The sequence below is a fragment of the Serratia sp. BW106 genome (assembly GCF_002607755.1).
GTDB classification, from domain to species: domain Bacteria; phylum Pseudomonadota; class Gammaproteobacteria; order Enterobacterales; family Enterobacteriaceae; genus Serratia; species Serratia proteamaculans.
The window spans coordinates 229,218-254,135 of record NZ_MCGS01000023.1; the positions used below are offsets into that span (position 1 = coordinate 229,218).

A 24,918-nucleotide genomic window follows, 5' to 3' on the forward strand; every position below is an offset into this window, starting at 1 on the left:
CGGCTTCAAGTATGCAGGGTTATACCCGCCGGGTTAGCGGCGGGTATATTCAGTTCACCAAACGGCCGTGCGCCATCGCCACCGAGCGATCGCACATGTGGTCGATCACATCAGCGTCGTGGCTGACCAGGATCATTGTCAGGTCACCCGCCTGTTTCAGCTCGTTGAGCAGGTTGAGGATCTCCGCCTGCACCGACATGTCCAGCGCCGAGGTGGGTTCGTCCAGCAACAGCAGTTTGGGTTTTAACAGCAGTGCTCGTACTATCGCCACCCGCTGACGCTGGCCGCCGGAAAGCTGGTGCGGGTAACGATCCAACAAGCGCGGATCCAACCCCACCTGACGAAAACCGGCGCTGATTTTTTGCTCGATTCCGCTCTCTTTCAGTAATTTCAGCGGCTCCGCCAGGGTGCGCAACAACCGGTGTTTGGGGTGCAGCGAGGCATAGGGATCCTGAAATACCATCTGCACCTCACGTCGCAGCGTGCCGGTGAACGGACGCCCCGGCTGCAGATCGCGACCCAGCAGGTTGAAACCGCCGCTCCAGCTTTCATTCAGCCCGGCCAACACCCACAGCAGCGAGGATTTACCGCAGCCGGAAGGGCCGACCAGCCCGAAACATTCACCCGGTTCGATATGCAGATTAACCTCATGCACTACGGTGCGCACGTCATAGCCCTGCCGATGGCTGACGCTGAGATTGTCCAGAGTAATCAGGCTCATTTCAGTGACTCCAGCAGCGCACGATCCAACACCGGCAAGGGTTTACCCCGGGTCTCTCGGCTTGGCCGACACGACCACAGCGTGCGGGTGTAAGGATGGGTGGCAGAGGCCAGGCGATCGGCGGGCAACTGATCCAGCAGTTCGCCTTTGTACATCACCAGCACCCGCTCACAATAGTGCGCCACCTGCTGCAGGTCGTGGCTGATCAAAATCAGGCCCATATTGCGTTGTTCAACCAAATTTTCGATCAGTTGCAGGACCTGATCGCGCATCTGGTGATCCAGCGCGGACGTGGGTTCGTCGGCAATCAACAATTGCGGGTCGTTAATCAGCGCAATCGCCAGCATCACCCGTTGCCCCATGCCGCCAGACAACTGGTGCGGGTAACGTTGGCGCAGCGATTGCGGATCGGGCAGCCCTACCGCCGCCAGCATATCCAGCACCTTCTCCCGCCGTTCTGCCCGGCCCAGGCGGGTGTGCAGCAACAGCGGCTCTTCCACCTGACGGCCAATCGGCTGGGTCGGGTTCAGCGCATGCTTGGGATCCTGCATCACCATCGCCACTTTGTTGCCGCGCAGGCGGTTCCACTGGCGTTCATTCAGCCGTGCCAGATCGTCGTCACCCAGCGTTAAACGCTGCGCCTGCAACTGTAACGGCGGTGGCAGCAAACCCATCAAGGCACGCGCGGTCAAGGATTTACCGGAGCCGGATTCCCCCACCAGCGCCAACCGTTCCTGCCCCATGCTGAAGGAAATGTCTTTGACCAGCGGCTGGGAACCCGGCAATACCACCGACAGCCGTTCGACGGTCAATAAATTGTTATCAATGTCCATGACGAGGATCCATTTTATCGCGCAGGCCATCGCCCAGCAGGTTAAAGGCCAGGCTGGCGAACAGGATCGCCCCACCCGGTACTGCGGCGACCCACCACTGGTCAAATATCACTTTGCTGCCCTCGGCCACCATGGAGCCCCATTCGGCGGTCGGTGGTGCCACGCCCATGCCGAGAAAGCCCAAACCGGCGGCGGACAGGATGATGCCACCGAGGCTCAGCGCGGCACGCACCACGGCACTGGGCAGGCACAGCGGCAAAATATGCCCGGCCATCAGCCGCAGGCCACCAATGCCTTGCATGCGCGCTGCGGCCAGATAGTCACTGCGGCGCAACGCCAGGGTTTCTGCCCGCGCCTGTCGGGCAAAAGAAGGCCAACTGGTTAACGCCAGCGCCAGCGCGCCGTTCATCAACCCCGGCCCCAGCACCGCAACAAACGCCAGTGCGATCACCAGGCTGGGCAACGACAGAAAAATATCGGTCACGCGCATCAGAATACGCTCGACCCAGCCACCGAGATAACCGGCGCTAATGCCCACCAGCAGGCCAATCGGGATGGTCAGCAGCAAGATCAATGACACCAGGATCAGCGTTGGGCGAGCGCCGTAAATCACCCGTGACAGCAGATCGCGGCCAAAGCCGTCGGTGCCCAGCCAATGGCCGGAAGCAGGCGGCAGCAGGCGCAACTCGATATGCTGCAGATTGGGATCGACAGGCGCCAGCCACGGGGCCAGCAGCGCCGTCAGGATCAGGATCGCCACCAGCGTCGCGCCAATCGTCAGCGTGGTCAGCCTGCCGCGTGGGCGATAAACGGCAGCCGGTTCGCTCTGGGGTTCATGTTCAGAAAGATATTGGCTCATCGGGTTCGCGGGTCCACTAAATAGGTCAGCGCATCGGCCAGCGCGTTAAGCACCACAAAACAGGTGCCAATCAGCAAGGTGGCGCCGAGAATGGCCGGCGTATCGGCGGCAAACAGTGCGGTGGTCAGATAACGTCCCACCCCCGGCCAGGCGAACACCGTTTCAGTCAGCACCGCGCCCTCCAGCAGGCTGGCGTAGGACAGCGACAGTACGGTGATCAACGTGCCCAACACGTTGGGGAATACGTGACGCACCAGAATACGCGTGCGGCTGGCCCCTTTGGAACGCGCCAGGGTGACGTACTCTTTATTGCACTCTTCCAGCATCGCCGCACGCAGCAAGCGGGTGATGCCCGCCATCGACAGCAGCGCCAGTGCCACCACCGGCAACCACAGGTGGCTGATGGCGTTGTAGAACATCTCACGATCGCCGGACAGCCAACTGTCGATCAGGATAAATCCGCTGCGCGGTTCCATACTGTACAGATAGATATCATCCAGCCGCCCCGGCCCCGCCGACCAATGCAGCGTGGCGTAAAACAGCAGCAGCCCCAATAGGCTGAGCCAGAAGATAGGTACCGAATAGCCGATCAGCGACAGCAGACGCGCCGCATTATCCAACCAGCCGCCCGGTTTGATCACCGCCAGAAACGCCAGGGTAATGCCACCGACCGCTCCGAGGATAATCGCGCAGGTCGCCAGCTCCACCGTGGCCGGGAAGGTGCGCAGCAGATCGCTCAGCACCGGCTGCGAGGTAATCCGCGAGATACCCATATCCCCTTGCGCCAGATGCACCAGATAACGCCAGAACTGCACCGGCAAGGGCTGATCCAACCCCAGATCGTGGCGCACCTGGGCATAGGTGGCTTCGCTGGCGTGATCGCCGGCTATCTGCAGCGTGGGATCGATCGGTGCCAGATGCGAGAGCATAAAGGTGAACAGCAGCAACCCAAGCAGCGTCAGCGCCAATGACAGCAGGCCGGTAAACAGCCTGCGGCCCCAGCGCCAACTGCGCCGGGCTAACCCGGCGGAAGAGGTACGACTGATCATTACTTGCTGACCTTGCTGTAGAACACCATGTCAGGGTTGATGCCCTGCTCGTAGCCTTTCAGGTTGTCGCGTACCGCAATCAGGCTGCGCGCCTGCAGACCAATCACAAACGGCGAGCTTTTCTGGACGGCTTGCTGCAACTGTTGGTAATCCGCAACCCGTTTGGCGGTGTCATTTTCCGCCGTGGCCGCCAGCGTCAGTTTGTTCAATGCCGGTATCTGCCAGTTGGCACGCCAGGCCAGCGTTTTACTGCCGTCTTCCGGGTTATAGGCGAAGGCAGCGGCGTTGGTGTTCGGGTCAAAATAGTCCGGCCCCCAGGAGGTCAGGACCGCATCATAGTTGAGAGATTTGACCTTGGTGGAGACCTGCGCACTGAGGCCCGGCACCAGATCCACCTTCACCCCGCCCTGAGCAAAGCTGGCCTGCAATGCCTGTGCGATGTCCAGGTATGGCGGCTGGTTGTTGACCTCCAGCTTAAAGCTGACGTCTTTCAGACCGGCCTTGGCCAAAATTTCTTTAGCCTTGGCCGGGTTAAAGCTGTAAGGCTTGTCTTTCAGTGCCCCCAGGTAACCCTCTGGCAGGAATGCCTGATGGTTCTGGAACTGGCCTTTCAGCAGGTCATCGGCAATGCCTTTATAGTCGAACAGCCAGCGCGCCGCTTCCCAGAAGGCCGGGTTACCCAGCGCCGGGGACGCCTTGGCGTTGAACTGCAGGAAATAGAGTGAGGCGTACGGAATGGCCAGCGGCTTGACGCCCGGCTTGCCTTTCAGCGCGGCCATCTGGTCTGCCCCAAGGTTGCGCGCAATGTCGGCGTCGCCCTGCTCGATCAGCAGACGGCGGGCGGCCGGATCCGGCACGTTTTTGATCAGGATAGTTTTCAGCGTTGGCGCACCCTCTGGCGAACCGGGGTTGGCGTCAAGCACTACCACTTCATGCGGCACATAGGTGCGGATTTTATACGGGCCGCTACCGGCGGAATGGCTGTTCAGCCACTGGTGGCCAAAGTCATCACCCTGCTGATGCGCCAATGCTTCTTTGGCATCGACAATGGAGGACACCGGGGCCGAAAGCAGGCTAAGCACAAACGCCGGGCTGACGTTTTCGCTCCAGCTGATTTTGACCCGCTGGTCATCCACCTTGCTCAGGTATTGGTCGACATTTTTTGCGTTCCAGCCCAGTTGGGTGAGGATAAACGACGGCTCAAGATTCAGCTTCACCACCCGCGACAACGAGAAGATCACGTCTTCCGGGCGCAGTGGATTGCCGCTGGAGAATTTGGCGTCTGGCCGCAGAGTAAAAGTCAGGCTGCGGTTATCACTGCCCGCCTGCCATTCACTGGCCAACGTGGGTTTAAGTTCGATCGGATTTTTTGGATCTGACTGGATCAGGCGTTGGTACAGGCTGTTGAATGACTGCACCGTGGTTAATTCAAAGCCCTGGGCCGGATCAAAGCTGACCACGTCATCGATGGATTGGGCAATCACCAAAGTATTGGCCGGGGTTGCCGCCTGCGCGTTGAAACTGGCCGCCACGGCCAAAAATACCAAAGAGGGAACGAACGCTTTCATCAAAAACTCTCCAAGCGGATGGAATTTATAGTAATTTCGCGAGTGTATGTGAGAGCCATCGGCAGGCGAAGGTACTTAAATAACTATAGATATTCTTTTTATGTCTATAGCTGAGATTTTGATTATTAAGCAGACGGACTTTTGCGTGTGGGTGCGCAGTTGCTGGGGTAACCCTGAGCACCAATGACTTCTTTTGCGTGGCGCTGCGCAATGGGGAAAACAACGTTTTGTACCCTTCCTTGCCAGCAATTAGTCTGCGGCTAATTGCTACAGGGAGCTATCAAATGGAAACAAGCACGCCAGCGGACGGCGGTCAAAACTCACATAATCGGGCGGTGCAACAAACCATTGAAGATATGAACATCGTGCTGGCCCAATCAGGGCTCTTCATTAGCCGATTGACCGAACAAGATCGTCGCTGGCAAAAAGGCAGAAAAAATGGTCATGCGCTCAACTGGCGCTCACTGTTGAAATTTTATGACAGTACAGCGCTCGAAACAGGAAGCTTTGCTTTTGTTTTCAGGTGGATTGCTGCGCCGTTGACTCGTGTCGGCTTTTGCCCGTGCTACTACCACAAAGTGGAAAACGTCATCGAACTGGCCGCACTGGAGAGTTTTACCAGACGTGCAGATAAACATCCGCTAAGCGGCAAAATGCTGCAACACTGCCTGCACACCCTCTATTTTTATGGCGTGAATCTGCGTGGGCAAGGGCTGATATCTACAACGCTTCCCGACATACTGATCAGTAACGTTCTCAACAATCGCCTGCTCGAGCTTTATACCCGTCAAGCTTCATTCACCGTGATACCCGGCACTATGAACTGCACAACGGAATTCATCTCATTGAGAAAATACCTAAGCCGCTTTAAAAAAATTCAGCGTTAAGTCCTTGCGTGATATGGTGTGTACAAATAACGTTCAAAAAGGAGAGCAACATGAAGGACAGGGACCTGAACGACCCAACGCTAACTATTCAAGAAGAAAAAGAAATCATGATCGAAATTTTGCAGCAACATCTTCGCTGGCAAATGGCGAATCCACCGCCTCCTGAAGAAGTCCCCATATTAGAACTCATAGGCCCAGTGCAAAAAAGCAAACGCCGTATGGTTAGAAAACTGTTGAGAAAACAGCTTTAACTTTCCCTATCGCCGGGCACCATGCCCGGCCTGCTTGCCAGCCACCTTCCCTCCGATTAAATCTGGTAATCGATCACCGTATCCAGCTGTGAGGAGAACACTTTGTCTTTGATTTCGGTCAGCGACAGCGTTGGGTTACAGAGCTGGATAAATCGCCATGCATAGTTACGTTGTAACTGACTGCGTTTCAAACCTAACCACACGGTATTGGGTTCGAACAGGTGTTCGGCGTTAAGGCTAACCAACCCGTGGTCGCGTTCCTTCTCGTAGGACATATCCGCCAGCACGCCCACCCCCAACCCCAGCTCAACATAGGTTTTAATCACGTCAGAATCCTGCGCACTTAAGGCAATATCCGGCGTTAACCCGGCAGCTTTGAAAGCGCTATCCAACCGTGACCGGCCGGTAATGCCCTGCCGGTAGGTAATCAGGGGCAAAGTACTGAGCATTTCCAGCGTTACCTGTGGCTGACGGGTCAACTCATGCCCTTCCGGCACCAGTATGGTGTGGTGCCAACGGTAATAAGGAAACGCCGCCAGAGACTCGTCGCTCATCAACCGCTCACTGGCAATGCCGATATCGGCCTCACCGGAAGCCAGCATGCCGACGATTTCTTCGGGGCTGCCCTGATTCAGTACCACCCTCACCCGCGGATACAACGCGCGAAACTCTTTAATCACCCCCGGCAGGCTGTAGCGTGCCTGGGTATGGGTAGTGGCGATATGCAACTGACCGGCGTCGTTGCTGCTGAATACGTCCGCCAGGCGGCGGATATTATTGGCATCATTCAGGATGCGTTCCGCCACCACCAGTAGCTCTTTGCCCGGCTCGGTCATGCCTAATAAACGCTTGCCGCGGCGGATAAATATCTCAATGCCCAGCTCTTCTTCCAGTTCCCGAATATGACGACTGACACCCGACTGCGAGGTAAATAAAGTGTTGGCCACCTCGGTCAGGTTGTAGTTGCAGCGCGCCGATTCCCGAATAATTTTTAATTGTTGAAAGTTCATCCACTCCCCCCGGTCGAACAATATTGTTAACACAGTGATACGGAGTCTGGCGTGAGGGGACAAATAAGAAATAACCTTTAGTTATGCATTTTCATGCTAAGTGAATTTTTCACCGCTGTGAATTAACTGTTTTTTAGTCTTAAAATAACCAATTCCTTTAATATTAATGAGATAAATAACCACCTGTAAATTGTGGATTAAATACTCATGCAGAATAAAGTTATTAAATATAGGTATTAGATATATGAAACGAAAAAAGGCTCAGCATGCTGAGCCTCATTAAAACGCAGTGCGGGGATCAGGCCGTTGCCTCTCCACCGACAGGACCGGAGGTATTCTGCTGCAACCACTGCTGCACATAGCACACCAAATCGCCAATGCAGTCGTCCTTCATACCCTGGTTTCTCAGTTCGGTATCCAGTGAGAACAGGTACTGAGCGTTGGTACCCAGTGGCCCACTGGCACTGGCGATCAAGGGTGCGATCACCTGGTGGCTGGTATCTTCTTCAAACAGCGGATGCTGCGGGTTCATCACAAACACCAACGCGGTCACCACTTGGCCATCGGCCAGGGTGAGATCGCACCAGGTCGGCAAATAACAGCCGGTCAGCATCTCACGTTTCCACAGCAGTTCCAGCTCTTCGCGCAGCTTGGCTTCCGGCAGGCGGAACGCCAGCCCGGTGGTACTTCCGCCCTCTTTCAGCGCTAACATACGCCCAGGCTGATGCAAGGTGCCGCGCCCGGCGGTCAGCCGCAAACAGAAAGCGCGGTGCCAGCCCTGCAACGTGGCCGGTCTCACCTCTTCGGATTCAAATACCGGGTTCCACATCAGTGACCCGTAGCCGAAAACCCACACCGGGCTGTTATCCGGCCGATGGGATAAAGTACAATCCAGTGAGGCCGCACGCTGCTCTGATGTCAGTAACAGCGACTCCTCAATGGTGCCGAATGCTGTTTTGCAATCCGCATTTTGCAGAAAATCTCGCGTTAACACCTTAACAACCTCCCGGGAATAAGATCGTTCCTACTCCCTAGCCACTGTTCAACTTTATTATTGAGTACGGAATTTTATTAATTCTATAACCCTTTCCGCGATAATAATGACCTTATTCTTTTCTCGGGGAGCAATCAAGTTTCAGACGATGTTTAAAGTGAAAAAGTATTTGTACTCAGCAGCAATAATATCGAAGGGTAAAATACCTCAGTTAAGCATTAAGCGATCGCCATCCTGCTTCGTCGCGGTGACCGGGCACGTCTGCCACGATCAGCAAACAATTCTCATTATCAAATGGCGTGATATACTCAGCGCCAAACGAACATAAGGAGAACCCCGTGACTACCGAAGCCCCACGCTCACGCGCACCCTACCTGATTGCAGTCAGTGCCCTTCGCGATATTACCCCGCACCTGCGTCGTATCACCTTCACCGCGCCGGACCTGCGCTATTACCCGGCAAATGCTGCTGCCGCGCACATTAAGGTTTTCCTGCCGCTGGCAGGCCAGACACAGCCGGATCTGCCGACGCTGACCGAAAATGGCCCACGCTGGGCAGCCGATGCGGTACGCCCCATTGTTCGCACCTACTCCATCCGTGCGGTACGTCCGGAACTGGCGGAAGTCGACATTGAATTCGCCATTCATGACCACAGCGGCCCGGCGGTTGACTTTGCTCGCGCGGCGAAAGCCGGCGATAAAATTGGCATCAGCAATCCCGGTGGCCCGAAACCTATGCTGCCAGAGGCTGACTTCTACTGCCTGGCCGGCGATCCTTCTTCTTTACCCGCTTTGGCGGCGTTGCTGGAAACACTACCGGCACGCAGCGAAGGTCATGCCTTTATCCGGGTTGATAGTGCAGCCGATGTGATCGACCTGAAAAAACCTGCGGGTTTTGAACTGAGCTGGATTATTGGCGGCACCGAGAAAACGGCAGAGCTAGTCACGCAGTTTTGTGCATTGCCGCAGCCGCAGGCCGAGACCCAGTACTGGCTGGCCGGTGAAGATCGTCTGGTGGTAGAACTGCGCCGCTACCTGCGCCGCGATCGCCAATGTGAGCGTAATCGCCTTTATGCCGTGCCTTACTGGCGTGAGGGGCTAAATGAAGAGGGTTACCATAATAAGCGGCATGAAATTATGGATAATATTGATGACTGATAGGAATTTTTCCCTTTATTAACCAAGGAATAGATTCGCAAACTGCAATTTATATGCCGTTAATGAAGAAAACAAATCTCACTGCGTAAAAGTAAGTAAAGAAAACCGCATCCCGTGCGGTTTTTTTGTTAACCTAGTCACATATTGCAAGCATTTGCTTTTGCAAGTAAAACAACATCACATCATTCCCCGGCACGCGCCACTGGGTGTATCCTATTATTATAAAATAAAAATGCATTCTGGATGCGCAGAGTTGCCTTTAACGGCAGTCAGCGAAGACGGGACCACGCTGTTTGAGAAGGAGTACCATCGAAATGAAGTCGCAAAACGATCCTGGCCGATCCAAATCCCGCCACACCGAGTATTCCCTGCTGCTGCCCATTGCCGCCCTGGTGGTGCTGAATTTGTGGGGCAATACCAGCAACTTTCCGTTGATCGTCGGTATTAACATCGTTGCCCTGATCGGTATTCTCAGCAGTGCGTTCAGCGTAGTACGCCACGCCGACGTCTTGGCTCACCGCCTGGGTGAACCCTATGGCTCGTTGATCCTCAGCCTGTCGGTGGTGATCCTGGAAGTCAGCCTGATCTCCGCATTGATGGCCACCGGCGACGCCGCTCCGGCGCTGATGCGCGATACCCTTTACTCGATCATTATGATTGTCAGCGCCGGGTTGGTGGGTGTTGCACTGCTGCTTGGCGGACGTAAATTCGCCACCCAGTACGTTAACCTCGGCGGTATAAAACAGTATCTGATGGCGATTTTCCCGCTGGCGGTGATTGTGTTGGTGTTCCCGAGTGCGCTGCCGGGCGGTAACTTCACTACCGGTCAGGCGCTGCTGGTTTCGGTGATTTCTGCCGCCATGTACGGCGTGTTCCTGGTGATCCAGACCAAAACCCACCAGAGCCTGTTCGTCTACGAGCACGAAGATGACGATGGCGACCCGCACCATGGCAAGCCTTCCTCGCACAGCAGTGCCTGGCATGCCGGTTGGTTGGTGGTACATCTGATTGCAGTGATCGCGGTGACCAAGTTCAACGCCAATCCGCTGGAAGGTTTGTTGACCAAGGTAAATGCCCCGGCGCAATTTACCGGTTTCCTGGTCGCCCTGCTGATCCTGTCGCCTGAAGGTCTGGGGGCACTGCGAGCGGTATTGAATAATCAGGTACAGCGCGCCATGAACCTGTTTTTCGGTTCGGTGCTGGCGACCATTTCCCTGACGGTACCGGCGGTCACCGTCATCGCCACGCTGACCGGTCAGACGTTGATCTTCGGTTTGCAGACGCCGCATATCGTGGTGATGCTGACGGTGTTGTTGCTGTGCCAGCTTTCGTTCTCCACCGGCAGGACCAACGTGCTGAACGGTACGGCGCACCTGGCGCTGTTCGCCGCCTATATGATGACCATCTTTGCCTGATTAACCGAAGGGCGCCCCGTGGCGCCCTTCGTCTTTATACATAGCGCAAAAGCTTATACCGCGAAAAAAATGCCCGCCGCGATACCGCCAAACAAAATCCATTTAATGATGTAATACCCGGTACGGTTCCACGCCTTCAGCCGTTTCCCCACTTTGCGCACCGCATAAATATACTTGAACAGCTTGTTAACCCCCCCGGTACGATCACCCTCTTCATTGGGTGCAGTGGCCGCACTCATCAAATTACGTCCCAGCCAGTGGTTGATACCCTGTGCCCAGCGGAAACGCATCGGCCGTTCAATGTCACAGAACAGAATCAGCCGGTGCTGCCCGCTCTGGTTCTCGGCAAAATGCAGATAGGTCTCATCAAACATTACCCCTTCGCCATCGCGCCAACTGTAGCGCTCGCCGTCCACTTCAATAAAACAGCGGTCGTCATTCGGGGTAATCAGCCCCAGGTGATAACGCAGCGAACCGGCGTAAGGATCGCGGTGGCGTGGCAGGCGACTGCCGTCCGGCAGTTCGGCAAACATCGCCGCCTTGACTGAAGGCAGGCTGCGCAACAGCGCGGTAGTCTGCGGACACAGACTCATCGCCGACGGGTGGCTGTCTTCATACCATTTTAAATAAAAACGTTTCCAGCCGGTTTTGAAGAACGAATTGAACCCGGCATCGTTAAACTGATCCGAGGCTTTAATTTGCTGGATCGCCATCAGCTGCTGCCCTTCATCACGGATAGTTTGCCAATTATCCCGCAGTACCTTCAACTCGGGGAATTGCTCCGGTTGCAAATAAGGCGTGGTCGGCACGCGTGAGAACAGATACATAAAAACGTTCAGTGGCGCGGTAAAGGTCGAGTGATCAGAAAGCTGCCGCCAGAAGGTGTAACGCACCCTGCCACGGTAATGGACATACACAACGCACAAAATAAATAGCAATAAAATAATATATTTCATGATTGAACCGCTTTGAAGATCCCAATGCCCAGTACGCCACTCCGGCATACTCCCCAGATATTCCCTTTTGGCGGATGCACCGCTACGCCCTGCTGGAACCCCACTAATCATTAACGCTAACTCAACGAAAATCTATACAAAAAACCACAATAGTTTACACAAAAGCTAAACGAGCGAGGATTGGACTCCGACCAGTCGAGGCTGAGCAACCCGCTAAAAGCAATAATCGACAATTACTTTTTGGTTTCTTCTATTAACGGCACGAGTAAGTTACGGTAAAGCAATAAATTAATAATTTGATTTCGATCAGTACGCCATAATTTACCCATGATTAACTCAGGGTGTTATTTAAATTAAATGGCAAAAACGCGAACAATAATAAAAACAAATAATACGTGCGGGAAATATCATGAAAAATATATCAGAAATCAGAATGAATCGCAGAACCTTGTTAAAAGGGCTGGGGGTCATTGGGTTGGCCAGCATCTCACCCTGCGTTTTTTCCATGGCGCTGGACAAGGGTAAACCCTTGCCCCGAGTGCGGCTTAAACTAACCGACTATCAAACCTTTAGATCAACCTGTGCCATGGAGTGTTTACACTGCAATTTAACGGCTTATGTCTATCAGGGTGAGCTGAAGAAAATAGAAGCCAGCAAAGATTTTAACGTCAAGTGCTGCCTGCGCGGAATAAGTCGGACCAAATGGGTGTATCACCCACTGCGGGTTAAAACACCCTTGCTTCGGGTCGGAGAAAAAGGCGAAGGGAAATTCAAACCGATATCCTGGGATGAGGCGCTGGACCTGATTGAGCTAAATATCCGCAACACCCTTGCCAGCCACGGAAATAAAGGCCTGTTGATTTCGACCCATGCCGGCAACATGGATTCCATTAAAAATGATATGGCCAAGAGCTTCTTTGATTACCTCGGCGGCGCCACCAAACGCACCGGCTCCTTGTGTTGCTCTGCCGTGACCGCTGCCATGATCCCGATGCTTGGCCTGCGCTACGCGGATATGCGCGACACGCTTGCCGACAGCCGATACATCCTGTGCTGGGGCAATAATCCGGCCGTGACCATGCAAGCCTATTTTAAAGAATATATTAAGGCGCAAAAACAGGGGGCGCGCCTGGTGGTGATCGACCCGAGATTTAACGAAACGGCGGCCAAAGCCGATGAATGGATCCCGATTATTCCTGGCACCGACACCGCGTTGGCACTGGGGATGATAAAAATCATTATGGATGAGCAGCGCTATGATGCTGACTTCCTGCGCCAACACACCGGAGCGGTTTATCTGGTGGATGCCGAGCAACAACAGCTTAGGGAAGATCCGCAGGATAAAGAAAGCTATCTGGTCTACGACAACCTAAGCCAAAAGCTGGTTCTCCATGATACACCCGCCATTGTTGCGGCACTGACACAGGCAGAACTGCCTGCAGATGCCGGTTATACCACGGTGTTTGAACTGATCCGCCAGGAGGCCGCCCCCTGGAACACGGAGAAAGTAGCGGCAGAAACCGATGTTCCGGCAGCCACCCTGCTGCGGTTGGCGCGAGAGTATGCCAGCAACAAACCTTCGATGATCGTACAGAATATGTCCGGCGCTCAGCGTACCGAGTTTGGCACCTATGTGGCCGCCAGTCAGTTCTATCTGGCGCTGTTGACCGGCAATATGGGCAAAGCCGGTGGGGGTGTCTGCGATGCGGGCGGAGCAAAACAGATGATGAAGTTCAATCCGCCGGTACCACCCGCACCTGACGTGCAAAAAATCCCACCGATACCGGTTTCTAAAACCGGAGAATGGATCGTCAACGATCGTCCTCACCCGATTAACTTCTGGTGGATTATGACTCTGGGCGCCCTCACCCAACTGCCTAACACCAATATGGTGAAAAAGGCCCTGAAGAAAGTGCCGTTTGTGGTGGTGGCCGATAATCTGATGAGTTCCACCGCCCTGTATGCAGACCTGGTGTTGCCGGTGACCACCATTTTTGAAGATCTCAGCCTGATGGCCGGCGTCCGCAGCCACTATGTCCAACTGATGGAAAAAGCGGTGGAGCCAGTCGGTGAGGCCAAACCGGATTACTGGATTTTTGCCCGGCTGGCCGAACGTTTCGGCTTTGGCGAAGTGTTTAATCAACCGATTGAACACTATATCGAAAACTGTCTGGCCGGTACCGGCATCACCATTGAACAACTGCGCCACGGGCCGATCAAACCGGCGGAGGTGCCGTGGATCCCGTTCAGGGACGGTATCTTCCGCACACCCACTAAAAAAGCCCACTTCTTTATTGAAGCCTGGCAGAAGAAAGACTTCCCACCGATTGTGACCTATATGCAGGTTAAAGAGTCGCCGAAAGGGTCGCCGGAGCTGGCAAGAAAATACCCATTAATGGCCGTGCAGCGCAAGCTGGCCCGGAGTATTCACTCCAGCCACGGGATGAATGAATGGATCCTCGAAGTTCAGCGTAATCAGCCTAATATCATGATCCATCCGGAAGATGCCGCCAGTCGCAATATCCACAATGGCGCATGGGCCATTGCTTTCAATCATCGGGGAGAACACCGGGCATTGGCGGTAGTAACCCGCCAAATCAAACGCGGCGTGGTGTGCCTGGACAATGGCTGGTGGGAACAGCAAGGGGGCAGCAGCAGCCACGTAACTAACGATCATGCCGAAGTCCTGGGCTCTGGCCATTGTTGTAACAGCACCCTGGTTGACGTTAGGGCGGAGGCATAATCATGGTCAGACAATATGGATTTTTAGTGGATATGCGCGGCTGTTACGGCTGCAAAACCTGCTCGATGGCCTGTAAATCCGAAAATGCGACCCCGGCGGGCGTGCTCTGGCGTCAGGTCAGGGAATTTAGCTTTGACGATCCGAACGCGATGGCGTTTATCTCGATGTCCTGTAATCACTGTGACGATCCGCAGTGCATGAAAGTGTGCCCGGCAGATACCTACAGTAAACGCCCGGACGGCATCGTGGTGCAGGATCACGACAAATGTATTGGTTGCCGGATGTGCATTATGGCTTGTCCTTATAATGCGCCGGTTTTTGATCCGGTCGAAGGGAAAACCAGTAAGTGCAATCTGTGTGCTGAGCGACTGGATGAAGGATTGCAACCACGCTGTGTCGAGTCCTGTCCGGCCGGGGTACTGCAGTTTGGTGATATTGATCTGCTGCGGCAGAAATACCGGGCTGACTTAACCCGTATCGAAACCCGCTACTCACTGCCAAGCCACCAAATCAGCCACCCCAATATCGTGATTATTCCCGCCGGGGATAAGGAATAGAGGCCATGTCTGAATATGAGCTCCCTTTAGTCTTTTTTACCGTATTTTGTCAGTGGGCGGTGGGCGCAATTGTGGCCATCACAGTATTAATCGTCGCCCAACCAAGATGGCTGACGGAAGAAAAACGCTTTAATGCTCTGCGCAAAATGGCGGTGGCTATTTTGGCGGTCAATATTATCGGCTCGCTGCTGTCGCTATTGCATTTGGGTTCACCAACCGGGGCCTATCGCGCCATTCTGGGGATCGGTCATTCCTGGCTAAGCCGGGAAGTCGTCGCCTTCTTTCTGCTCAATGCGGTGGTATTTAGCTGGGCAGCCATCCTGTTTCGCTTTAATCGTAGCCAGGCTTTGATCCGCGGCGTTAGCCTGCTGGCCTCAGTCGCCGGGCTGGCGGCCATTCTGGTTTCAGCGCAGGTTTATTACCAGATGAGCAGCCACCCGCTGTGGCACTCGCCCATCACCCATCTCAGTTTTATTGCCACTGCGCTGCTGTTGGGGTTTACCACTCTTGGCTTAAGGATCAGCGTTTTCAATGCGGCGCTGGATAAGCATCAGCGACAGCTCCCCACCCAGCTGCCGGGAGGCATTTTGCTGGCGGTGGCACTGATGTTGGCGGTGATCCTGGGGTACAGCGCAGGTTTCAGTGAACAAGGCAAAATGTTGGCCAGTGCCATCGCCATCTTTGGCTCAGGCTGGATGAGTTGGCTGATTTTTGCCGGGCTGATTATCGCCACCGGACTGGCGACCTATCTTTATCGCCGACCGGTGTTGTCGGCAGGAGTCGCCAGTGTGCTGATGCTGGCGCTGCTCTCCGCCTCGCTGGGTGGCCGAATGCTGTTTTACTCTGGCGTGATGGGCCAATATCCTTGGTTTTGATGCTGGTGAGCCACTCTAATATTTGAAGTGATAGTTAGAACTACAAATGTATCAAGATAGATACATACGGAAATTTACATTATCCTAATGAAATAAAGTGCCATATGAAATGGAGATGGTATGAGTTCGATTAGTGAAATGACTACTGTTACTGCCGTTATTATTAGTGGAGTAAGTGCGATCTTTGCTTTAGTTGCCGTGAAAAATTTACAGTGGATAGCAATGAATGACGTACGCGTTCGCTTACTTGAAGAACGCATGAAGGTTTATCATTCCTTTAAAAAATTAGTCGGTAAATTTTCTAGCGATTTACATATAGATTCCGTTGAGTTAGCAGAAGCACAAAAGGTTTTTGAAACATCTTATTTTATATTCAGCGGGCTTGATGTACCTTTTTATTTAGAGCAAGTCATAGGGAATATTAAGCATCACCAACACCTATCTTCTTTAGATGATACTTTCAAAGGAGAAAATAGCCCATTCATGGATAATCAACGCTGGTTAACCCAGCAAAACATTGACGGCATACAGTTCTTTAGAAAACATATGTCAGTATTGGATACTTATAGAAAACAAGCTCAACCATAGCTTGGGCTGTTGGTTTAGAGAATTTTATCGTCTAAACGTTGTTAATTCTCGTTACTGAATCTCAATATGGTCGTACATCATATGGCAGCTTGGGCAGTCATGTAATGCCGCGCAAGAAGTATCGATGTTGAGACGCTACAACGACTCTAAAGACATGGTGAATTTTAAAAACCTGTTCTTCTACCCTCCGAACGAAGAGCCCGACGGTATCAAGATTGTGTCACTCAGCGATGTGGCGACGAAGGATGATTTCTTTAACATTAAAAAGGTCAGCGCCGCCGACCTGCTGGACGCCCATCGCATCCCCGATGGGTGGTAAGCCGGAGAACGTCGGGTCAGTGGGTGATGTGGAGAAGGCTGCAAAGATGTTCGTCCGCAACGAGCTGACGCCGCTACAGCAGCGCATCACTGAGGTGAATGGCTGGATCGGCTAGGAGATCATCCGCTTTAAAAAATACACCCTAGACAACGACGAGGAATGATAAACCGGCCGCCTGTTTGGCGGCTTTTTCATACCCATCCGCAAACCCCCTCAGACGTCCACCACGTGGCCGCCACACTACACGCACCCGCGAATCAAACCAGAATATCAAAACGCCATCACGGCGCGCTGACGCCGCCAATTCTGATAATTAAATATGTGCCTGCGCACAATGCTATCTCCGCCACGCCTGCCCGCGTCATGGGTCGGTTTTAATGCAGTTGCATTTTGCCACGCTTCCCCAGCCAGAGCTGAGAAATAGTGGCTATGTCCTCACATTATTTTACATGCAAATCCATTCACCCTAGACATTCAAGGGGGGTATGTTGTATTTCTTATGATTTACGAAGGTTGTCTCACTTGGAAAAGGCAACATTTACACTAAACAGGAATGTTCAGATGGGTTCCGAAACGTCGGTAATACAGCATTTTGAAATAATACGCGGACAAAGGTATATGTTTTTTATTTTTAATCATTTATCTTAAGCAAGTGGATTGTGATAAGCTTTTACACGTTCTATAAATATTTAAAGCAAGGAAAAGTTGATGTATAAAATACAAAGTGTTGCTATAAACGGATTCTGGCAAAGATTAGATTGCTTTTGCTCCTTCAATGACGATGTCAACATTATCATTGGTCGCAATGGTACTGGAAAGACAACTTTTATGAATATTTTGCATTCAATCTTATCACTTGATTTTGATGGCATTAATAACAACGACTTTAATAGTGCCGAAATAAAACTTAAAGATGGGAGAAAGTCTAAAACAATAAAGATAAATAAAATAGAAAACGAAACATCTCCTTATTCTAAAATAGAGTATCAACTGTCATCTAAAAAATATAATTTACGCGTTATGAACACTGATGATAGAAGAGTGCCTCTTAGTTATAGACGCAGGGTGCAAGAGGAATCTGAGGAATTAAGAACTGAACTCGGAAGTTTAGTTGCGCTCTCATCTTTATCCGTGTATCGGTTGAGAAATAGTGACGATCTTGAAGTTAGAGATAAATATGGCACTCGTTTCATAAACCCTGTCGATTATAAGCTTTCCGAGTTAATGCAAGAACTCACAAAATACCAGCTTGAATTATCACAACAGGCCAGAGACATTGCACTTGAACTACAAAAGGAAGTGTTAGCCTCGATACTATATAGCAGAGAGGACATTGATGATAAGGCTTATAATATTGACTTCGATAAAGAAAAAGAGAAACAGAATCTTTTAAGTGCCTATACTCAGCTCAATGCTATTGATTCTAATATTCGTCGTAAAATAAACTTCCACGTAGACAACATTGATCATACCATATCAAAATTAAAACAAGATAAAAAAAAGGCGATTGATATACGTTCAATTGAAGCGTTAAGGAAAACCCAAAAAATAATTAAAATGTCATTAACATCAAAGGACAAAACATCTCAAATTTTCGCACCTATTGAGCAATTCCTAAACATCCTAAAAGAGTTTGTAACTGATAAAACTTTTGAGTTTTTAGGTGGCGAGTTATTTATTAAAAACAGTCATGGGCCTATTAAACAAGAGAGTCTATCTTCCGGAGAAAAGCAATTATTAATTTTATTCATTGAAACTTTACTCCAGAGGGAACAACAGTACATATTTATAACAGATGAGCCAGAACTATCTTTACATATTCAATGGCAGAGAAACATTATACCAGCAATAAAAAAACTCAACCCTAACGCTCAAATAATTGCGGCTACGCACTCCCCTGAAGTTGCATCGAAATATAAGGAGTCTATTTTCAACATGGAGAAGCTCGTTAATGTCAAACAATGAATCAAATGTTGAAAATTTTGGCTGGTCGGATGAGGCTGAGAATGTCATTAGCATGTTCTATAATGCTGACATAATGGTTTACGTCGAAGGAATAGATGATATTGGATTTTGGGAGATAATTTTCAGAAAAAATGGGCGATTAAATGTTGAAATCCAAGATGTTGGTGGATGTGATGCTCTAATTCCTTATATGGAAAAAATTGCCTCGGGGCAAATAAATGCCATTGTTGCTAGAGATACAGACCTCAACTTTTTCTCATCAAGCATAACAAGTCATACCAATATAATTTATACAAGAGGTTACTCTATAGAGAATTGCATTCTCGATGAAAAAGTAATATCGAGAGTTCTAAAAAACATCGGAAAGTATAGCGCAAAAGAAATCCAAGATATAGATATAAACTCATGGCTTGGCGAGTTTTACGATAATGTTGAGAATTTAATCTCCCTTGACATTTATAATCATGTAAATCTTCGCGGACAATCTGTTGTTGGCGATTCATGCGAAAGATTTATGCGTTCTAAATCCTCATGCCACACATCTATAGAAAAAATAAACGCCTACATTCAAGATTTACCTGACGACTTCAAAGAACAAGGTTTGGCAATAAAAGAGAGACTTCAATTCCCGAACGAAACCACAATAAATTGTTGGCTTCGAGGACATTTTCTTTTCTCAGCGTCACTTAGATTTATAACAAACTACCTATCTAAAGATGAAAGAAAAAAATCCATATCAAAAGATAGTTTTTACGCTAATATATTAACAGCATTTGAGCTATACTTCACAGAGAAACATGATGATTATGAATATTACAGCCGAAAACTAGCGCTAATAGCCTAACCATTCTCAAAAGGAAAGACTGGAGAATTCATTCAGCCTTTCCTTATAATCTGTACTCCACTCGCGAAATAAATCCCCATATAACCTATCGGCATACACTTCAACTAACGGGTCTCCTGATATTTTAGACCACACATTCAGATTGACCGGAATATGATGTATAGAGAAAAGTTTAAGTATTACGTTGCACTTGCCCTTTCGTTTAAGGATAGCGTTGCATCGACCCGTTGAACTCACAACTCTTAAGTGACTGTCAGATTCAACATAGTCAGATAAAGTCGCAACTAATATACCTCATCATTGAATCCCGACCAGTCATCAAGGGGGATATGAAAATACTTTTCCGTTAAAACTTACCGTTGCCCCACGCGTCAACGCGTTTAGTTCCCAAGGTTCTGGGATAATCCCCTGCTGTACCAAATCAAACCAGATTTGCGGCATGCGGGTCCGCTCCGCCGTGGCCAATCGTGCTGACGGTACATCATTACGGCTTTTTTTCCAATTCCGGGAAATTTCTTGATGATTAGCTCTCGGCGACAGCCCCCTTATCACGTCTCTTAGCGTCTTGGCTACGTCGGCGTCATTCCAGCTAACATCCACTCAATCAAATTCATCACCGTCGTGACATACTCAGGCGTTGCTACCTGCATATCTGAATCAGGTTCTCGCTGAACCTCCGTTATTGACAGTACTCCGAGGCGCGCCGGAGGCGCTTAAAGGATTAACGTCAATGGCCTTGCGGACAATGCGCCATTCTGTTAACCGGGTTTCATGGATATGGCCCGCGCCAAGGTGTGGGGCAAAAATGCCGACAACCTTTTGTACCTCTTCGTCATAGGCGTTCGGCTCATCAGCCACCTTGCGCGCAACTCGAACAGTCTGCACATCACGCGGGACGTTTGCGCCACCCTGCCCGGCCATATTGGCGGCAAAGTCTCCAGCATCAGCCGCCGCACGCACTGCTTCGACTCGCTCGTCAAAGGAATCGGACAGGCTCACACCACGAAGGCAAGCGGCCCGGCACTCACGGTAATCGCCGGGTTGCCGTTTTATGCCTTAGCACTGGCGCGCGTTGAGGAGAAGCTATCAAGCTCAAAGCGGAGCATGTCATTCACAACCGCGTGACGTTTGTTCAAACAAAAAACGGTAAAAGACGCAGCGTTCCTATTTCTCAAGAGGTCTCTGACGAAATCTTGTCTCAGCCGTCAGGAATACTGTTTCCGCGAGCGTCTTACAATGCATTCCGAGAGATATTGAAGGCGACTAAACCTAACCTCCCCCACGGACAAGCATCCCATTCGTTACGCCATACATTCGCAACTCATTTCATGATGAACGGGGGCAATATCATCACGCTCCAACGAATACTTGGTCATGCGAGAATTGAACAAACAATGAACTACGCTCACTTTGCACCTGACTTCCTACAGGATGCAATTTCTTATAATCCACTGGGAGGGAAAATCAATGTCTAGCGTCCACAACGCGTCCACACATAGATGGTTTTCTGGTGGTTGTAGTTGCTTGTGGTGCAGTTTAACCCTCTGTTTTATATAGACAGCACTGATATTCAAAACAAGAAAAAGGCCGCCGAGGCGGCCTTGGTTAGCAGGCAGGTTTTAACTGTAGGCGTTGAGCGTACGCTGGCACAGGGCGGAGCGGACGCAGTCTTGTTTATCAAAGCGGATGATGCCGATCATTTCATCCTCCTCGAAGCGTTCCATCGCATCGCTGAGGCCGGACTTCACACCGCGCGGCAAATCGCATTGGGTTACGTCACCATTAACGATTACCGTTACGTTCTCACCCAAACGGGTCAGGAACATCTTCATCTGGCTGGCGGTCACGTTCTGGGCTTCATCCAGGATAACGACCGCATTTTCGAAGGTACGCCCGCGCATGTAGGCGAAAGGCGCGATCTCTACCTTGCCGATTTCCGGACGCAGGCAGTATTGCATAAAGGACGATCCCAAGCGGCGCACCAGAATGTCATACACCGGACGGAAATAAGGGGCGAACTTCTCAGAAATATCCCCTGGTAAGAAACCGAGGTCTTCATCCGCCTGAAGAACCGGGCGAGTAACAATAATCCGATCCACTTCTTTATGTATAAGGGCTTCTGCCGCTTTCGCAGCGCTGATGAAAGTTTTGCCGCAGCCGGCTTCACCGGTGGCAAAAATCAACTGCTTCTTATCTATGGCGATTAAGTAATGACCCTGAGCTTCGGTTCTAGCCTCGATGGTAGAGCTATCGCGCTTGTCTCGCGCCATGCCAATAGACTCAACACCACCCATTTGTACCAGCGAGGTAACGGACTCTTCTTCAAGCTGGCGATGACTACGAGCGTCACGACGAATAACGCGTTTCGCTTCACGACGTGCTTTGATCACTGCTTTTTGTCTCATAGTGGCACCTTACAGTTTGTTTCACCTACCGCGGCGGTCTGGACCGCGCGATTATGTTTCACACACAGATTAGGTTTTGGCTCCCTTTTGAGCCAACAATAGCCAAGAGTAAAAGTGAATACGCGGCGGGCGTGTTAGCACACCGATTTTTCACGGGAGAACGCGATTGCGTAATTAAACCTAGAGTAAAAAGTGACAAGAATTTGGAATGACGAGAGTGCGGAGTGGCCAGGAAAAGAGAGTCGGAGAGAGAACCCTCGTTACAACGAGAAATCAGGAAAGGTCTGTTATTTGTTCTTTCTAGCCCAACCAAGGACTTTACCATTAGCGATCCCCGCAGTGTTATTTACAGCTTCGAGCTGTGCACCTTGTGAAAACTACCGCCAGATGATTACAGTATAATGACATTCAAACCTCGCGCGTTGCTAAAATGTAAAAAAATTTAATCTTTTTTGTTTTTAGCCGCGGCCAGAACACTATATCACGCTGATTACGTCATTCAATAAATTTTTTATATTGATAATTATCAAATAGTTATGATTATAATCCGCAAATGACATTTTAGTTTCCTGATTAAATTTCGCACACTTCATAACCGCCCCGTCAGCAGAAATTTATTAATAAAAAAGGCGGGATAGCTCCCGCCCTGTTGCTGAGTGATCAAGCCGATAAACTCATCCGGCGGTTACTCGAAGGTATAAGAAACGCTCAATCCGCCGCCCCAGTTTCTACCCGGTGCCGGTTCGTAGTAACGGCCATTGCCTTCATTGACGATCACCGAACCGACATATTGACGGTCAAACAGGTTATCTACCCGGCCAAAAACGTTAAGCATCCAGTTGCCCAGCGGATAACGGTAGCCGGTATTTAAGCCGACGGTGGTATAAGCCGGAGCCTGTTCGCTGTTGGCGTCATTAACCTCGATATCGCTCATATAGCGTACCTCGGCACCGGCATACCACCCTTCCGGCGGTGACCAGGCCAACGAGGCATAACCCATATTACGCGCAATGCCCGGCATCCGGTTGCCACTCGGTACCATGTTGGTCGCCGAACACTGGCTATCACCACAAACATCGTCGCGGTAACGCGCATCCAGCAACGTCCAGGCTAACTGTACCCGCCAGTCATAAGCGAACTGCTGATCCAGCGCCAACTCAAGCCCACGTCTGCGGGTCTGTCCAGCGTTTTTGTAGCTACTGCGTCCGTTGCTGCTTTCATCAACCACAATTTCGTTGCTGGTGTCGGTCTGGAACACTGCGGCGGTCAGCAACCCATTGCCAATACGGGTTTTACTGCCAAATTCTACCGTATCGCTGGTCGATGGGTTCAGGCCGAAGTTGAGCCCGGACTGATTGCCGGAACGGTAGGACAGTTCATTAATGGTCGGGGTCTCAAAGCCACGGCCGGCGGAAAGATACAGGTTCCAGCCGCTCATCACCGCATAGTTAAGGGAACCGGCCGGTAACCACTTATGATAACTGGCGTTACCGCTGTCATCGCCATTAGCGCCGGTGATGTAGTGATCGTTGGAGTCAAAATTGACGGTGCTGTAACGCATACCGACATCCAGCGTCAGTTGCTGGGTTAACTGCCACGAAGTTTGCAGATAAGGGTCGAGGTTCCACATCAGGTTGCGTTCATTACGGCGCAGCGCCCCCTCGGTGCCAAGCTCGGTTACGCCGTTGACCTGAGTAAAGTTTTCATACCCTTTACGCTGCTCGGTCATGGTTTCATAATCCAACCCGCCGGTCAGGGTGTAAGGCACGCCCAGCTCACCACGGTGCGTCCAGCGAGTATCAATTCCCTGATAATGGCGCGTCAGGTCAATCACCCCGCCCGGATGCTGCGCACTGCGCTGCTGCACCGCGACCGGGATCGACTGGTACTGGGTGGTTTCGCGCTCACCGGCGTACATCATGATGCTCAGGTCATCATTGGCACCCATCTGGCGCTCATAATGTAGCCCGGCCTGGGTCTGTGACGTGGTTTTGCGTGTGTTGTACTGATCGGCTCGTGGTGCCTGGCGCGGATTATCGTGCCATTCGGCAGAAGTCAGACCGCCTGGATCATTGGCGTCGATATCAACACTGTTGAACAACAGCGTCAGCGTGCTGACATCGTCGATGCGCACGCCCAGCTTGGCATTACCGAGGTTTTTCTGCGCGCCGCTGTGATCGCGGAACCCCTGGGTGGTGAAACGGGTACCGGAAATCGTGTAGTTAACATCGCCGGCTTGGGTGCCGTCGCCGGTCGCCCCGGTGGCCTTGACGCCATAGCGCCAGGTGCCGTAGCTGCCGAAATACGAGCTGGCCTCCAGGCGAGTCGGCTGTTGGCCGGTTTCGGTTTCCACATTCACCATGCCGCCGGAGGCATTCCCGTAAAGGGCGGAAAACGGTCCGCGCAGCACTTCCACCTTCTCGACCGAGTTAAGGTCGATATTCGAGGTCTGCCCCTGGCCGTCTGGCATGGTGGCAGGAATACCGTCGACATAAATACGCACGCCGCGCACACCATACATAGAACGGGCACCAAAACCACGCACCGACAACTGTAAATCCTGCGCATAGTTCTGTCGGTTCTGAATTTGCAGGCCCGGCACGCTACCCAGGCTTTCCGACAGGTTGATCTGCGGTCGTGCCTCACGGATTTTATCACCCGTGACCACGCTGACGGCAGCCGGGGTTGAAAGTTCAGAAAGACCGCTGCGCTTGGCGGTGACCACCATGGTCTGTTCGCTATCCTTGTCCTGCGCAAAGCTGGCAGAAACAGGCAGTAGGGCTGGAATAACCAGCGCCGAAACTGCCAACCGGTTTTTATGAGTGCTTTTCATCTGGAGAATGCCGTTAAAGGGATCGGAAGGTATGAACCATTTGGAACGTTATGGCCGACATGTTTATGCTTTTAACAAAAAATGAAAAT

The 24,918-nt window shown here is 51.5% G+C and carries 21 protein-coding genes and 2 pseudogenes; 13 read left to right on the forward strand and 10 right to left on the reverse strand.

What is annotated here, in order from left to right; translation table 11 throughout:
• Nucleotides 1-49: 49 nt before the first annotated feature.
• From BEI65_RS17205 to BEI65_RS17225, 5 genes are read right to left on the reverse strand one after another with little or no spacing between them, the layout of a single operon-like run.
• A complete protein-coding gene (locus BEI65_RS17205) occupies nucleotides 50-721 on the reverse strand; it encodes an ABC transporter ATP-binding protein (RefSeq protein ID WP_099064374.1) in 672 nt (223 codons plus the stop codon).
• Nucleotides 718-1,554 (reverse strand): ABC transporter ATP-binding protein, encoded by an 837-nt coding sequence (locus BEI65_RS17210; RefSeq protein ID WP_099064375.1) that lies wholly within the window; start codon nucleotides 1,552-1,554, stop codon nucleotides 718-720. Before BEI65_RS17210 ends, BEI65_RS17205 begins: the two co-directional genes overlap by 4 nt.
• Nucleotides 1,544-2,413 carry an ABC transporter permease gene (locus tag BEI65_RS17215; RefSeq protein WP_099064376.1) on the reverse strand — a complete coding sequence of 290 codons (870 nt, stop codon included), beginning with the start codon at nucleotides 2,411-2,413 and terminating at the stop codon, nucleotides 1,544-1,546. The genes BEI65_RS17210 and BEI65_RS17215 overlap by 11 nt, the downstream gene beginning before the upstream one ends.
• Nucleotides 2,410-3,462: an ABC transporter permease gene (locus BEI65_RS17220; RefSeq protein WP_099064377.1), complete on the reverse strand. Its 1,053-nt coding sequence runs from the start codon at nucleotides 3,460-3,462 to the stop codon at nucleotides 2,410-2,412. Before BEI65_RS17220 ends, BEI65_RS17215 begins: the two co-directional genes overlap by 4 nt.
• Complete coding sequence (locus BEI65_RS17225) at nucleotides 3,462-5,030, reverse strand: ABC transporter substrate-binding protein (protein ID WP_099064378.1); 1,569 nt, start codon at nucleotides 5,028-5,030, stop codon at nucleotides 3,462-3,464. The genes BEI65_RS17220 and BEI65_RS17225 overlap by 1 nt, the downstream gene beginning before the upstream one ends.
• A 284-nt stretch (nucleotides 5,031-5,314) precedes the next feature.
• On the opposite strand from BEI65_RS17225, the gene BEI65_RS17230 reads away from it, so the two are divergent.
• Nucleotides 5,315-5,917: a hypothetical protein gene (locus BEI65_RS17230; protein ID WP_099064379.1), complete on the forward strand. Its 603-nt coding sequence runs from the start codon at nucleotides 5,315-5,317 to the stop codon at nucleotides 5,915-5,917.
• A 50-nt stretch (nucleotides 5,918-5,967) separates the two neighbouring features.
• A complete protein-coding gene (locus BEI65_RS17235; RefSeq protein WP_099064380.1) occupies nucleotides 5,968-6,168 on the forward strand; it encodes a hypothetical protein in 201 nt (66 codons plus the stop codon).
• Between the two features lie 56 nt (nucleotides 6,169-6,224).
• Here BEI65_RS17235 and cbl read toward each other — a convergent pair whose 3' ends face one another.
• Nucleotides 6,225-7,178: an HTH-type transcriptional regulator Cbl gene (gene cbl / locus BEI65_RS17240; protein WP_012145640.1), complete on the reverse strand. Its 954-nt coding sequence runs from the start codon at nucleotides 7,176-7,178 to the stop codon at nucleotides 6,225-6,227.
• Nucleotides 7,179-7,476: 298 nt separating this feature from the next.
• The gene (locus tag BEI65_RS17245; protein WP_099064381.1) at nucleotides 7,477-8,172 is read right to left on the reverse strand and encodes a gamma-glutamylcyclotransferase; all 696 of its coding nucleotides are present in this window, start codon (nucleotides 8,170-8,172) and stop codon (nucleotides 7,477-7,479) included.
• A 338-nt stretch (nucleotides 8,173-8,510) separates the two neighbouring features.
• On the opposite strand from BEI65_RS17245, the gene BEI65_RS17255 reads away from it, so the two are divergent.
• Both BEI65_RS17255 and chaA read left to right on the forward strand, forming a co-directional pair.
• Nucleotides 8,511-9,329: a siderophore-interacting protein gene (locus BEI65_RS17255; protein WP_099064383.1), complete on the forward strand. Its 819-nt coding sequence runs from the start codon at nucleotides 8,511-8,513 to the stop codon at nucleotides 9,327-9,329.
• 314 nt (nucleotides 9,330-9,643) lie between these two features.
• Nucleotides 9,644-10,744 carry a sodium-potassium/proton antiporter ChaA gene (chaA, locus tag BEI65_RS17260; protein ID WP_099064384.1) on the forward strand — a complete coding sequence of 367 codons (1,101 nt, stop codon included), beginning with the start codon at nucleotides 9,644-9,646 and terminating at the stop codon, nucleotides 10,742-10,744.
• 53 nt (nucleotides 10,745-10,797) lie between these two features.
• On the opposite strand, the gene lpxO is transcribed toward chaA, so the two are convergent.
• A complete protein-coding gene (lpxO, locus tag BEI65_RS17265; protein WP_099064385.1) occupies nucleotides 10,798-11,700 on the reverse strand; it encodes a lipid A hydroxylase LpxO in 903 nt (300 codons plus the stop codon).
• A 409-nt stretch (nucleotides 11,701-12,109) separates the two neighbouring features.
• Here lpxO and BEI65_RS17270 point away from each other — a divergent pair, with 409 nt between their 5' ends.
• The 9 genes and pseudogenes from BEI65_RS17270 to BEI65_RS27205 all read left to right on the forward strand — a co-directional run.
• Nucleotides 12,110-14,443, forward strand: a complete 2,334-nt coding sequence (locus BEI65_RS17270; protein ID WP_099064386.1) for a molybdopterin-dependent oxidoreductase — start codon at nucleotides 12,110-12,112, stop codon at nucleotides 14,441-14,443.
• Between the two features lie 2 nt (nucleotides 14,444-14,445).
• Complete coding sequence (locus tag BEI65_RS17275; protein WP_198404469.1) at nucleotides 14,446-15,000, forward strand: 4Fe-4S dicluster domain-containing protein; 555 nt, start codon at nucleotides 14,446-14,448, stop codon at nucleotides 14,998-15,000.
• A gap of 5 nt (nucleotides 15,001-15,005) precedes the next feature.
• Nucleotides 15,006-15,875 (forward strand): DmsC/YnfH family molybdoenzyme membrane anchor subunit, encoded by an 870-nt coding sequence (locus BEI65_RS17280; protein ID WP_099064388.1) that lies wholly within the window; start codon nucleotides 15,006-15,008, stop codon nucleotides 15,873-15,875.
• A gap of 120 nt (nucleotides 15,876-15,995) precedes the next feature.
• The gene (locus BEI65_RS17285; protein ID WP_099064389.1) at nucleotides 15,996-16,463 is read left to right on the forward strand and encodes a hypothetical protein; all 468 of its coding nucleotides are present in this window, start codon (nucleotides 15,996-15,998) and stop codon (nucleotides 16,461-16,463) included.
• A 115-nt stretch (nucleotides 16,464-16,578) separates the two neighbouring features.
• A pseudogene (locus BEI65_RS17290) lies at nucleotides 16,579-16,897 on the forward strand (Presumed portal vertex protein); the annotation flags it as partial.
• A 593-nt stretch (nucleotides 16,898-17,490) separates the two neighbouring features.
• On the forward strand, nucleotides 17,491-18,747 hold the full coding sequence (locus BEI65_RS17295; protein ID WP_099064390.1) for an AAA family ATPase: 1,257 nt from the start codon (nucleotides 17,491-17,493) through the stop codon (nucleotides 18,745-18,747).
• Nucleotides 18,734-19,591 (forward strand): DUF4435 domain-containing protein, encoded by an 858-nt coding sequence (locus tag BEI65_RS17300; protein ID WP_099064391.1) that lies wholly within the window; start codon nucleotides 18,734-18,736, stop codon nucleotides 19,589-19,591. The genes BEI65_RS17295 and BEI65_RS17300 overlap by 14 nt, the downstream gene beginning before the upstream one ends.
• Nucleotides 19,592-20,362: 771 nt before the next feature.
• Nucleotides 20,363-20,716 carry a hypothetical protein gene (locus tag BEI65_RS27200; protein ID WP_232519115.1) on the forward strand — a complete coding sequence of 118 codons (354 nt, stop codon included), beginning with the start codon at nucleotides 20,363-20,365 and terminating at the stop codon, nucleotides 20,714-20,716.
• A pseudogene (locus BEI65_RS27205) lies at nucleotides 20,623-21,066 on the forward strand (tyrosine-type recombinase/integrase); the annotation flags it as partial. The gene BEI65_RS27200 and the pseudogene BEI65_RS27205, both read left to right, overlap by 94 nt.
• Before the next feature lie 144 nt (nucleotides 21,067-21,210).
• On the opposite strand, the gene phoH reads toward BEI65_RS27205, so the two are convergent.
• Both phoH and pqqU read right to left on the reverse strand, forming a co-directional pair.
• Nucleotides 21,211-21,996: a phosphate starvation-inducible protein PhoH gene (gene phoH / locus BEI65_RS17310; RefSeq protein WP_085117328.1), complete on the reverse strand. Its 786-nt coding sequence runs from the start codon at nucleotides 21,994-21,996 to the stop codon at nucleotides 21,211-21,213.
• A 685-nt stretch (nucleotides 21,997-22,681) separates the two neighbouring features.
• A complete protein-coding gene (gene pqqU / locus BEI65_RS17315; protein WP_099064392.1) occupies nucleotides 22,682-24,829 on the reverse strand; it encodes a TonB-dependent receptor PqqU in 2,148 nt (715 codons plus the stop codon).
• Nucleotides 24,830-24,918: the final 89 nt, after the last annotated feature.

Excerpts from the sequence above, each read along its gene's own strand:
- BEI65_RS17205 (WP_099064374.1), bottom strand. The coding sequence starts at position 721 with ATGAGCCTGATTACTCTGGACAATCTCAGCGTCAGCCATCGGCAGGGC.
- BEI65_RS17210 (WP_099064375.1), bottom strand. The coding sequence starts at position 1,554 with ATGGACATTGATAACAATTTATTGACCGTCGAACGGCTGTCGGTGGTA.
- BEI65_RS17215 (WP_099064376.1), bottom strand. The coding sequence starts at position 2,413 with ATGAGCCAATATCTTTCTGAACATGAACCCCAGAGCGAACCGGCTGCC.
- BEI65_RS17220 (WP_099064377.1), bottom strand. The coding sequence starts at position 3,462 with ATGATCAGTCGTACCTCTTCCGCCGGGTTAGCCCGGCGCAGTTGGCGC.
- BEI65_RS17225 (WP_099064378.1), bottom strand. The coding sequence starts at position 5,030 with ATGAAAGCGTTCGTTCCCTCTTTGGTATTTTTGGCCGTGGCGGCCAGT.
- BEI65_RS17230 (WP_099064379.1), top strand. The coding sequence starts at position 5,315 with ATGGAAACAAGCACGCCAGCGGACGGCGGTCAAAACTCACATAATCGG.
- BEI65_RS17235 (WP_099064380.1), top strand. The coding sequence starts at position 5,968 with ATGAAGGACAGGGACCTGAACGACCCAACGCTAACTATTCAAGAAGAA.
- cbl (WP_012145640.1), bottom strand. The coding sequence starts at position 7,178 with ATGAACTTTCAACAATTAAAAATTATTCGGGAATCGGCGCGCTGCAAC.
- chaA (WP_099064384.1), top strand. The coding sequence starts at position 9,644 with ATGAAGTCGCAAAACGATCCTGGCCGATCCAAATCCCGCCACACCGAG.
- lpxO (WP_099064385.1), bottom strand. The coding sequence starts at position 11,700 with ATGAAATATATTATTTTATTGCTATTTATTTTGTGCGTTGTGTATGTC.
- BEI65_RS17270 (WP_099064386.1), top strand. The coding sequence starts at position 12,110 with ATGAAAAATATATCAGAAATCAGAATGAATCGCAGAACCTTGTTAAAA.
- BEI65_RS17275 (WP_198404469.1), top strand. The coding sequence starts at position 14,446 with ATGGTCAGACAATATGGATTTTTAGTGGATATGCGCGGCTGTTACGGC.
- BEI65_RS17280 (WP_099064388.1), top strand. The coding sequence starts at position 15,006 with ATGTCTGAATATGAGCTCCCTTTAGTCTTTTTTACCGTATTTTGTCAG.
- BEI65_RS17285 (WP_099064389.1), top strand. The coding sequence starts at position 15,996 with ATGAGTTCGATTAGTGAAATGACTACTGTTACTGCCGTTATTATTAGT.
- BEI65_RS17295 (WP_099064390.1), top strand. The coding sequence starts at position 17,491 with ATGTATAAAATACAAAGTGTTGCTATAAACGGATTCTGGCAAAGATTA.
- BEI65_RS17300 (WP_099064391.1), top strand. The coding sequence starts at position 18,734 with ATGTCAAACAATGAATCAAATGTTGAAAATTTTGGCTGGTCGGATGAG.
- BEI65_RS27200 (WP_232519115.1), top strand. The coding sequence starts at position 20,363 with ATGGATATGGCCCGCGCCAAGGTGTGGGGCAAAAATGCCGACAACCTT.
- phoH (WP_085117328.1), bottom strand. The coding sequence starts at position 21,996 with ATGAGACAAAAAGCAGTGATCAAAGCACGTCGTGAAGCGAAACGCGTT.
- pqqU (WP_099064392.1), bottom strand. The coding sequence starts at position 24,829 with ATGAAAAGCACTCATAAAAACCGGTTGGCAGTTTCGGCGCTGGTTATT.